Source organism: Mycobacterium sp. NPDC003449, assembly GCF_053588415.1.
The window spans coordinates 1-9,485 of the sequence record NZ_JBSFPX010000239.1; the positions used below are offsets into that span (position 1 = coordinate 1).

Here is a 9,485-nt window from a genome sequence, read left to right on the forward strand (position 1 = left end):
AGCAGACGCGGCGGTACCCGGGAAAGCGCATTCCAGGGTACCGCCGCGTCTGCTCGGCCAAGGGGGTCAGGACGGGATGCGGCGCACGCCGACGTATTGCAGCTCGGCCATCACCGCGGTGTAGATGCCGCACGCGATGACCGCCACCACTCCGGTCGCGGTCAGCGACATCGTCACGGCGGCGATCACGGCGATCACGGTGCACAGCGCATTGGCGATCGCCGTGCCGATCCCGGCGGGCCGCACCCGCTCGATCCCGGCGAGGGCGAACACCACGACGCCGTAGACGACCGAGAAGATCCCGACGCCGTACTCGACCGACGTGGCCAGGCCGGTCAGCTCCGAGAACCACCCGGCGGCGGCGAGCAGGGCGATACCGGCGATGCCCACGCAGACCGCGTCGACCCGCATGGCAAGGCGCAGCAGCGAATCGGTCCCGGTGGCGTTGGCGGTGATGGCGGTCATGATTCTCCTTCTGGTGGTGGTGTTCTCGGACTAGCACGGTGCGGGAACCGCGGCCGCAACCTCTTTCGCCCGCGGCCCCGCACCGGCTCGGAAGGGGTCACGCCAGACGGCGCACCCCGCGGTACTGCAGCCAGGCCAGCCCGGCGGTGGCGGCGACGAAGCCGAGCAACAGGTCGGCCCCGGTCTCGGTCAGTGGCAGCCAACCGGCGAGGACCGCCGTCACGGCGCCGACCGAGAACGCGACGTTGCCGACGACGACGGCGACGCCGACCTTGCGGATATCGGACAGCGCGGCCAGCACGTACAGCAACGCGCCGTAGCCGGCCAGCCCGGCGCCGAGGATCCAGCCGGCCGTCGCCGACAGGCCGGAGATCCGGGCCAGCAGATCGGCGGCCATCGCGACCAGCAGGCCGACTCCGGCACACAGGGTGGCGTCGGCGCGCAGCGCGAAGCGCAGCAGCGAGTCCGTACTGTCGGACAGTGGCCGGTTGAGGATGGCGGTCATATCGGGCTCCCTCCGGGCAGCGGCGGTGTCGAACTTTTCGTCGAACTCTTCGAACACCACCGACACTGCCCAGATAGCACTGCCAGATCGACGCCAGGCACTGCCAGGCGCTGCCAAGCCCAGGTCAGCGGGGTCTTAGCGGCTCGCCGGCGCGAGGCTGCCGCGAAGGTCCGCGGCGATCACCCTGGCCGCGGCGTTCTGCCAGTTGTGCAGGGAGCGTTGCGGCACCTCGGTGACGAACCACTGCCAGGCCTGCCGTGCGACGGGATCCAGCCCGGCCGCGGTGGCGTTCTGGGCGTAGGCCCGCACGCCGGCCACATACGGGAAGTACAGCGAGTTGTAGTGGCGCCACTGTTCGGAGGTGCCGAATTCGTCGCCGCCGCGGGGTTTGAGCGCGGCGATGCGGTCGGCCAGCAACGCCTTGAGCTCATTGGCCCGCTCCAGCGGCTGATCGGGTGCGCCCCGCGCGGCGAGGCGCCGGTCGATCGCGGGCAGTTCGGTCAGCGGGCTGGCCATCAGCTTGGACAGATCGCCGTAGTGGCCGAGGGCCCGGCGGGTCAGCCGGGCGAACGCGTCGTCGTCGATCCCGTCGAGCGGGCTGCTGGACCGCAACGGCAGGGCGGCCTCGGTCCGGCGCAGCGCCTCACGGTCGGCGCGCAGGGCCGGGGACCGGGAGAACGCCAACCGGTCCAGGACCCCGGCCAGCGGACCGGCCAGCACCTCCACCGCGACCGCGACCGCGAGGCTGGTGAACAACAGGATGGTCAGCGCCACCCGTCCGTCACCGGAGTCCAGCACCGCGACGCCGATCAGGGCCTGCGCCGCGAAGGGCACCGCGATCACCAGGGTGCCGATGATCGACCGGCGCATATCGGCGCGCAGCGCCTGACCTTCGTCGAACGCGTCCCAGATGGCCACCGCGACCCCGAGCAGCGCCACGTCGAACCCGGTGGACGCCAACGCCAACCAGCTGGGCAGCAGACCCAGCGGGATGATCAGGATCGCGTTGGCGAGCGCGAAGAACAGGGTGGCCACGATGAGGAATCCGACCACCGATCCGGGTTTGGTGCCGCCGAGCACGGCCCTGGTCATCGCGCCGAGTGCGGACAGCGAGATGACCGCCAGCATCACCCAGTGGCCGGTGCGCAGCGGGCCGTCGACGCTTCCGGCCAGAGCAGCGCCGGCGAACGCCCCGACCGCGACGGCGAAGATCGCGGCCACCTCACCGGCCCTGGACCGGAAACCGTCCGATGGCCGGGCCAGCTCGACGAGCACCGCGAACCACGCGATCCCCGGCACCGCCACGAGGTAGATCTCGATGCGGCTGAGCAGTTCGGATCCCATGGTGACCCGGACCGCGTCGAGCGCGACGACGGCCGCGAAGCTGGTCAGCCCGATCGCGGCGAGGACCAGGACGGGTTTACGCGGATCGCGGGCGAGCAGGTAGAGACCCAGCCACCAGCTGAGCGTGAAGACCACTGCCGACAGCGCAGCCATGGCCCCAGTGTCTCACTTCCCGAACCGACGATGTCGCGCCGTGTAGTCGCGCAGTGCGCGCAGGAAGTCGACGCGGCGGAACGCGGGCCAGTACGCCTCGGTGAACCACATCTCCGAATATGCGCTCTGCCACAACAGGAATCCGGACAGCCGCTGCTCACCGGAGGTCCGGATCACCAGGTCGGGGTCGGGCTGGCCGGAGGTGTAGAGGTTCTCCGAGATGCCGTCGGCGGTGACGGCATCGACGAGTTGTTCCGCGCTGGCCCCGTTGGCCAGTTCCTTGGACAGCAGCGAGCGGACGGCGTCGACGATCTCCTGCCTGCCGCCGTAGGCGACGGCGACGTTGACGTGGAACGGCGCGGACGTCGCCTCGGCGGTGCGGCCGACGGCCTCGCGCAGCCGCCGGGCCGGTTCGTCGCCGAGCAGTTCCAGATCGCCCACCGTGCGGACGCTCCAGCGGTTGGTCGGGGCGCAGATCTCCTCGACGACGTCGGTGATGATCTCGATCAGCCCGGCCAGTTCCTCGTGGTCGCGCTGCAGGTTCTCGGTGGACAGCAGATACACGGTGGCCATCTCGATGCCCGCGGCCTGACACCAGCGCAGCATCTCGGCGATCTTGGCCGCGCCCATCCGGTAGCCGATGCTGACATCGTCGTGGCCGGCGTCACGGGCCCAGCGGCGATTACCGTCACACAACACGGCGATGTGGCGGGGCAGTTCGGCTTTGGCCTGCGCCAACTCCTGGCGCAACCGCATCTCGTAGATCCGGTAGGCCGGTTCCTTGAGGCGCGGGGGAATGATGTCCACGACGAACAAGACTACTGTGATCGGCGGGGTACCCCACGGCCGTTATGGGAGGTGACATGACCGCGCCGATCGATGCCACCAAGCCCTACCGGTCCGCCGCGGTGCGCGGACGGGGGCCCGAGGACCTACCCGAGGCGGTCGCCGACGGTGTCGCCCAGTTCCTGGGTAAGCCGCGGGCCCGTGGCTGGATCCACGTCTATTCGGCCGTCATCGCGTTGATCGCCGGCGCCGCGCTGGTCTCGGTGTCGTGGTCGGTGGAGTCGACCAGGGCCGGGCTGGCCACCCTGCTCTACACGTTCACGATCGTGGCGATGTTCGCCGTCAGCGGCACCTATCACCGGGTGAACTGGAAGTCCGACAGCGCCCGCAAGTGGATGAAGCGCGCCGACCACTCGATGATCTTCGTCTTCATCGCGGGCAGCTACACCCCGTTCGCGCTCCTGGCCCTGCCGGAGTCCAGCGGCATGGTGCTGTTCTGGATCGTATGGGGCGGGGCGCTCGCGGGTGTGCTGCTCAAGATGTTCTGGCCGTCGGCGCCACGCTGGCTCGGCGTACCGCTCTACATCCTGTTGGGCTGGGTCGCGGCCTGGTTCATCGGACCGATCATGCACGGCGCCGGGGTGGCCGCCGTGGTGCTGCTGATCGTCGGCGGAGCGCTCTACAGCATCGGTGGCGTGCTCTACGCACTGAAGTGGCCCAACCCGTGGCCGACGACCTTCGGCCATCACGAGTTCTTCCACGCCTGCACGGCGGTCGCGGCGATCTGCCACTACATCGCGATGTGGTTCGCCGTCTTCTGACCGCCGACGCCACCGGTCCTAGATCGGCGTGACGTCGTCCTGGGTCCAGTAGGCCTTCATCGACGCGATCTTGCCGTCGCCGTCGAACACCATCACATCGATCGGTTCGATGCGCATACCGCTGTCCCCGAAGTCCAGGGTGAGCCGGAAGTGGAACGCAGCCTCGTGGCCTGCCACCCGCAGGGTCACCAATTCCGCCTTGCCCTTGACGTTCTCGACATTGGCGTAGAAACCGCGGATCGCGGCGCGGCCGATGTGCACCTCGCCGCCCACCGGGTCCTCGACGGTGGCGTCGTCGGCGTACAGATCGGCGATGTCGTCGGCGGAGCCGCCGCCGACCAGCTCGAGGTAGCGGTTGACGGTCTGGGTGATCTGCTCGGCGTTGACCATGGCCGCGACGCTACACGGCCGCACCCAGCGCGGCAGCCAGATCCTCGACGGTCGTCACCGGCAGATCGCACACCCTGCCCCGGCACACGTATGCGGCGTCGGCACCGTCGACCCGGCCGCGGTCCCGCAGCAGCTCGGTGGAATCCGCCGCGCCGCCGATCACCACCGCCCCGCCGGGCGCCAGGGTGCGGGCCGCGGCCAGCAGCCCGCTCGACGGCCCGGCGCACGCCACCGCGATCTGGATCGGCCCGCGCAGTTGCGCCTCGGCCACCGCCAGCCAGTGCCCGCCGGACCGGGCGGCGCGGGCCAGGATCGGCGTGGCCGACGCCAAAGTCGCCTGCGCCGCATCGGCATACCGCTCCGATGCGGTCAGGTGGGCGGCCAGCTGCATCGCCTCGGCGATCAGCGAGGCGCCCGACGGTGTCGCGCCGTCGATCGGGTCGGCGGGGCGGACCATGAGCGTCTCGGCATCGTCGGCGGTGTCGAACCAGCGGCCCGGCCGCTCGGGGTCGGCGAAGTGATCCAGCGCGATGTCCACCAGCCGCAGGGCCTCGGTACGCCACTCGCCGGTCAGCTGGTACAGCGTCAGCAGGCCGGTCGCCAGCGCGGCGTGGTCCTCCAGGATCGCGGCGCTCTCGCCGACCCGGCCGCCGAGGCCGGCCCGCCGCAACCGGCCCCCCGACATGTGCAGGTCCCACAGCCGGCGCGCGCAAACCGATGCGGCATCGAGCAATTCGGGCCGGTCCAGCGCCACCGACGCTTCGGCCAGTGCGGTGATGGCCAGCCCGTTCCATGCGGTCACCACCTTGTCGTCGCGGGCCGGTTGCGGACGCGAGCCGCGTGCCGCCGTCAACGCGGCGCGCACCCGCCGGTAGCGCGGGAGGTCGTCGGGGTCGGCGGGCAGCTGCAGCACCGATGTGCCGTGTTCGAAGGTTCCGGCCGACGTCACGTTGAAAAGTGAAGCCGCCCAGGCACCGTCGTCGTCGCCGAGCGCGGCGCGCAGTTCGGCGGGCGTCCACACATACGTCAGGCCTTCGTGTCCACCGGCGTCGGCATCCAGCGATGAGATGAACATTCCGTCATCGCCGAGCTCGTTCACCACGAAATCGGCTGTCTCCGAGGCAATCCGAAGAGCCAGCGGGCTTCCGGTCCTGCGGGCCATGTGCGCATAGACCCGCAACAGCTGTGCGTTGTCGTACAGCATCTTCTCGAAATGTGGTACCACCCAATAGGGGTCGACGCTGTAGCGGGCGAAACCGCCGGCCAGCTGATCGTAGATCCCGCCCCTGGCCATCGCCGAACACGTCCGCTCGACCGCGGTGAGCGCGGCCGGCGACCCGGTGCGTTCATGGTGGCGCAGCAGCCCCTCCAACAACGCCGACGGGGGAAACTTCGGGGTGGTGCCGAAACCGCCGTGCGCGGCGTCCTCGTCGTGCAGGACCGCGGCCACCGCGTGATCGCACAGATCGGTGCCCACCGGTGCGCCACCGCCGGGCAGGCCGGCCGCCATCGACCGCAGCTCGACGGCGATCTGGTCCGAGGCCCGCTCGACCTCGTCGCGGCGGTCGCGCCAGGTCTCGGCCACCGCGGACAGCAGCTGCAGGAACCCCGGCTTGGGGTAGTAGGTGCCGCAGAAGAACGGCCTGCCGTCGGGGGTCAGGAAGCAGGTCATCGGCCAGCCGCCCTGCCCGGTCAACGCGACCGTCGCGTTCATGTAGACCGCGTCGAGATCGGGCCGTTCCTCCCGGTCGACCTTGATGCAGACGAAACCGTCGTTCATCACGGCGGCCACCTCGGGGTCCTCGAACGATTCGTGGGCCATCACGTGGCACCAGTGGCACGCCGCGTAGCCCACCGACAGCAGGATCGGGACGTCACGGTCGGCGGCCTCGGCCAGCGCCTCGGCCGACCACTCCCGCCAGTGCACCGGGTTGTCGGCGTGCTGGCGCAGATATGGGCTGGTGGACCCGCTCAGGCGATTGGCCACACCTTCACCATAGGCGGGTCAGTCGCCGCCCCTGGTGGTGCCGTTCTCGGGAGTTTCGGTGGCCACGGTGCCGTCGTCGGCCTCCTGATCGGGCTCGGGGTTCTCCCGATCGAAGGATTCCGGGAGGTTGCGCAGGTGCCGGTTCATCGACCAGACCAGGCCGAACATCCCGACCAGCAGCAATACCGTGATCAGCAGGCCGAACGGGGCGGCCTTGCCGAATTCGGGCCCGGTGTTGCGGGGCTCGTCGGCCAGCAGGGTGACCACCGTCGTCAGGGTGTCGATCATGTCTCGATCCCGGCGAACAGATCGTCTTCCGGCAGCCTCACCGGCACGCGGGACCTGGCCAACTCGAACTCCTCGGTCGGCCAGAGCCGCTGCTGCCATTCGATCGGCGCATGGAAGAAATCGCCCTTCGGGTCGATCTGGGTGGCATGTGCACGCAACGCATCGTCGCGCTGGCTGAAGTATTCCGCACACTCCACCCGGGTGGTCACCCGGCCGGCGAACACATCGTGGTCGGGGTCCCAGTGCTCAAGCCATTTGCCGAACGGGCCCTGCTGACCGTGCTTGGCGAACTCGTCCTGCAGCAGCTGCATCCGCTGCCGCAGGAACCCGTGGGTGTAGTAGAGCTTGGACACGCTCCACGGATCGCCGGCGTCAGGAAACATCAGATAGTCCGCGGCGGCCTCGTACGCGGCCACCGACACCTCATGGCAGCGGATGTGGTCGGGGTGCGGGTAGCCACCGTTCTCATCGTAGGTGGTCAGCACGTGTGGGCGGAACTCGCGGATCACCCGGACCAGCCGTTCGACCGGCTCGGCCAGCGGCACCAGGCCGAAGCAGCCGTCCGGCAAAGGCGGCAGCGGATCCCCCTCGGGCAGCCCGGAGTCGACGAAGCCCAGCCAGTGGTGCTCGACGCCGAGGATCTCGGCGGCCTTGGCCATTTCGTCGCGGCGCACCTCGCTGATCCGGCCGTGCACCTCGGGCAGGTCCATCGCCGGGTTCAGGATGTCGCCGCGCTCGCCGCCGGTCAGCGTCACGACCATGACGCGGGCGCCGTCGGCCGCGTAACGCGCGGTGGTCGCCGCACCCTTACTGGACTCGTCGTCCGGGTGGGCGTGCACCGCCATCAACCGAAGTTCACTCATTTCGACTCATCTAACTACGGCGACCTCTTGTGTAATCCCACGACCCCGAGCCCCGGCGACTCCCCTGTTCCGCCCTATAGTTCCAGTTCTGATGATCGAACGTCCCGCCGACCGTTACGGATCGCGGCAGCTGCCCCGCCGCACCCGCCGCTGGATCCTGGTGGCGGTCGCCGCGGTGGTGGTGATCGCCGGTGTGATCGTCGCGGTCGTGGCATTCCAGCGGTTGGGCAGCGGCGAGGTGAAAGGCGAGCTCAGCGCCTATGAACTGATCGATGACGAGACCGTCTCGGTGACCATCGGCGTCACCCGGCCCGACCCGTCGCGACCGGTGGTGTGCATCGTGCGGGCCCGCTCGATCGACGGCAGCGAGACCGGCAGGCGCGAGATTCTGGTCCCGCCGGCCCAGCAGCGCGTGGTCCAGGTGACGGCTCCGGTGAAATCGACCCGCAAACCGGTTGTCGGCGATGTGTACGGGTGCGGCACCGATGTGCCGTCGTACCTGGTAGCACCCTGATTCCGGGCGACGCAACAAACGCCGAACAGCGAATATGTGAAGATCCGCCGTCGCTGCGGTGGTAGCATTGTGCGATACACGGTTCCTGGCTGGGGCCGTGTATTGCTGCATTAGCGCACAGAACGGCGCATCCGCTTGCAGCGATACACGCACCTGCGCCCGGCGGAGAAACTGAGAACTTTCGGTACGCGAAACAAGCGCAAGATCTACATGACAGGAGCGCGAAGACATGACCGACACCCAGGTCACCTGGCTGACCCAGGAGGCATTCGACCGGTTGAAGGCGGAGCTGGACCAGCTCATCGCCAACCGGCCGGTCATCGCTGCCGAGATCAACGATCGCCGTGAAGAGGGCGACCTGCGCGAGAACGGCGGCTATCACGCCGCCCGCGAGGAGCAGGGCCAGCAGGAGGCCCGCATCCGCCAGCTCCAGGAGCTGCTCAACAACGCCAAGGTGGGCGAGGCGCCCAAACAGTCCGGGGTGGCGCTGCCCGGCTCGGTGGTCAAGGTGTTCTACGACGACGACAAGAGCGACACCGAGACCTTCCTGATCGCCACCCGCCAGGAGGGCATCAGCGACGGCAAACTCGAGGTGTATTCCCCCAACTCACCGCTGGGCGGGGCGCTGCTGGACGCGAAGGTGGGCGAGTCGCGCACCTACACGGTGCCCAACGGCAACACCGTCAAGGTCACGCTGGTCAGCGCGGAGCCGTACCACTCGTAGCAAGCGCCCGGGAGGGCACGCAGTACAGTCAGGCCAATGGCGCAAATCGCCGAGGATCTGTTCTTGCTGTTGCTGGACAATGCGTCCGCTAAGCCCGCGCTCGATCGACGGCGCCGGGAGCGGGTGCTGAGTGCCGCCGTGCTGCTGGACCTGGCCTACGCCTGTCGGATCCGGCCCGCGATGGCCGGGGAGCCGATCGAGGCGGGCCGGTTGGTCGCCCTGGCCGGCGACTGGCCGGTCGATCCGGTGGCCGACACGGCGTTCGAGCTGTTGCGTCAACGCCCGCTGCCCGTCGAGACCCTGCTGCACAGGATCGGCAAGCACATCCAGCCGACCCTCGAACTGCACCTGGAGCGGGTCGGGCAGATCCGCAGGGTCCGGATGCCGGGCAAGGGTTTGGCCCGCAGCACCTACTGCTGGCCATTGACCAGCCGGGACCGGGTGAGCCGGATCCGCGCCGCACTGTTGGGGGCGCTGTTCGAGGGGCAGGCCCCGGTGCCCGCGATCGCCGCGATCATCTGCCTGCTGCATGCGGTCGACGGCCTCGGCGCGGTGCTGAGCCTCAACGAGCGGGGTTGGCGTTGGGTGCATGCGCGGTCGACCGAGATCATCACCGGCAGTTGGGTCGAGGAGTCCGCGACGGCC

At 69.3% G+C, this 9,485-nt stretch carries 12 protein-coding genes; 4 read left to right on the forward strand and 8 right to left on the reverse strand.

Features of this window, described 5'->3' with window-relative positions; genetic code table 11:
* Positions 1 to 66: 66 nt before the first annotated feature.
* From ACWDTP_RS34680 to ACWDTP_RS34695, 4 genes are all read right to left on the reverse strand, one after another.
* Positions 67 to 465 (reverse strand): hypothetical protein, encoded by a 399-nt coding sequence (locus ACWDTP_RS34680; RefSeq protein ID WP_450027754.1) that lies wholly within the window; start codon positions 463 to 465, stop codon positions 67 to 69.
* Positions 466 to 562: 97 nt separating this feature from the next.
* Entirely contained in the window at positions 563 to 970 is a 408-nt protein-coding gene (locus ACWDTP_RS34685; protein WP_450027755.1) for a hypothetical protein, read from the reverse strand.
* Positions 971 to 1,105: 135 nt separating this feature from the next.
* Positions 1,106 to 2,467: a hypothetical protein gene (locus ACWDTP_RS34690; RefSeq protein ID WP_450027756.1), complete on the reverse strand. Its 1,362-nt coding sequence runs from the start codon at positions 2,465 to 2,467 to the stop codon at positions 1,106 to 1,108.
* Positions 2,468 to 2,479: 12 nt separating this feature from the next.
* Positions 2,480 to 3,274, reverse strand: coding sequence for a (2Z,6E)-farnesyl diphosphate synthase (locus tag ACWDTP_RS34695; protein ID WP_450027757.1), 795 nt, complete (start codon positions 3,272 to 3,274; stop codon positions 2,480 to 2,482).
* Positions 3,275 to 3,330: 56 nt separating this feature from the next.
* On the opposite strand from ACWDTP_RS34695, the gene trhA reads away from it, so the two are divergent.
* Positions 3,331 to 4,074, forward strand: a complete 744-nt coding sequence (trhA, locus tag ACWDTP_RS34700; RefSeq protein ID WP_450027758.1) for a PAQR family membrane homeostasis protein TrhA — start codon at positions 3,331 to 3,333, stop codon at positions 4,072 to 4,074.
* A gap of 18 nt (positions 4,075 to 4,092) precedes the next feature.
* Here trhA and ACWDTP_RS34705 read toward each other — a convergent pair whose 3' ends face one another.
* From ACWDTP_RS34705 to mca, 4 genes are read right to left on the reverse strand one after another with little or no spacing between them, the layout of a single operon-like run.
* On the reverse strand, positions 4,093 to 4,464 hold the full coding sequence (locus ACWDTP_RS34705) for a nuclear transport factor 2 family protein (protein WP_450027759.1): 372 nt from the start codon (positions 4,462 to 4,464) through the stop codon (positions 4,093 to 4,095).
* Between the two features lie 10 nt (positions 4,465 to 4,474).
* The gene (locus ACWDTP_RS34710) at positions 4,475 to 6,451 is read right to left on the reverse strand and encodes a thioredoxin domain-containing protein (protein ID WP_450027760.1); all 1,977 of its coding nucleotides are present in this window, start codon (positions 6,449 to 6,451) and stop codon (positions 4,475 to 4,477) included.
* Between the two features lie 18 nt (positions 6,452 to 6,469).
* Positions 6,470 to 6,739, reverse strand: coding sequence for a hypothetical protein (locus tag ACWDTP_RS34715; RefSeq protein WP_450027761.1), 270 nt, complete (start codon positions 6,737 to 6,739; stop codon positions 6,470 to 6,472).
* Positions 6,736 to 7,602: a mycothiol conjugate amidase Mca gene (gene mca / locus ACWDTP_RS34720; RefSeq protein ID WP_450027762.1), complete on the reverse strand. Its 867-nt coding sequence runs from the start codon at positions 7,600 to 7,602 to the stop codon at positions 6,736 to 6,738. Before mca ends, ACWDTP_RS34715 begins: the two co-directional genes overlap by 4 nt.
* A 91-nt stretch (positions 7,603 to 7,693) precedes the next feature.
* Between mca and ACWDTP_RS34725 the strand changes: the two genes are divergently transcribed.
* From ACWDTP_RS34725 to ACWDTP_RS34735, 3 genes are all read left to right on the forward strand, one after another.
* Positions 7,694 to 8,116, forward strand: a complete 423-nt coding sequence (locus tag ACWDTP_RS34725) for a DUF4307 domain-containing protein (RefSeq protein WP_450027763.1) — start codon at positions 7,694 to 7,696, stop codon at positions 8,114 to 8,116.
* Between the two features lie 229 nt (positions 8,117 to 8,345).
* Positions 8,346 to 8,840, forward strand: coding sequence for a transcription elongation factor GreA (gene greA, locus ACWDTP_RS34730; protein WP_450027764.1), 495 nt, complete (start codon positions 8,346 to 8,348; stop codon positions 8,838 to 8,840).
* A gap of 36 nt (positions 8,841 to 8,876) precedes the next feature.
* Positions 8,877 to 9,485, forward strand: a 609-nt coding sequence (locus tag ACWDTP_RS34735; protein ID WP_450027765.1) for a GOLPH3/VPS74 family protein, incomplete at its 3' end; no start/stop codon positions are given.

Excerpts from the sequence above, each read along its gene's own strand:
- ACWDTP_RS34715 (WP_450027761.1), bottom strand. The coding sequence starts at position 6,739 with ATGATCGACACCCTGACGACGGTGGTCACCCTGCTGGCCGACGAGCCC.
- ACWDTP_RS34685 (WP_450027755.1), bottom strand. The coding sequence starts at position 970 with ATGACCGCCATCCTCAACCGGCCACTGTCCGACAGTACGGACTCGCTG.
- ACWDTP_RS34690 (WP_450027756.1), bottom strand. The coding sequence starts at position 2,467 with ATGGCTGCGCTGTCGGCAGTGGTCTTCACGCTCAGCTGGTGGCTGGGT.
- ACWDTP_RS34725 (WP_450027763.1), top strand. The coding sequence starts at position 7,694 with ATGATCGAACGTCCCGCCGACCGTTACGGATCGCGGCAGCTGCCCCGC.
- greA (WP_450027764.1), top strand. The coding sequence starts at position 8,346 with ATGACCGACACCCAGGTCACCTGGCTGACCCAGGAGGCATTCGACCGG.
- trhA (WP_450027758.1), top strand. The coding sequence starts at position 3,331 with ATGACCGCGCCGATCGATGCCACCAAGCCCTACCGGTCCGCCGCGGTG.
- mca (WP_450027762.1), bottom strand. The coding sequence starts at position 7,602 with ATGAGTGAACTTCGGTTGATGGCGGTGCACGCCCACCCGGACGACGAG.
- ACWDTP_RS34705 (WP_450027759.1), bottom strand. The coding sequence starts at position 4,464 with ATGGTCAACGCCGAGCAGATCACCCAGACCGTCAACCGCTACCTCGAG.
- ACWDTP_RS34680 (WP_450027754.1), bottom strand. The coding sequence starts at position 465 with ATGACCGCCATCACCGCCAACGCCACCGGGACCGATTCGCTGCTGCGC.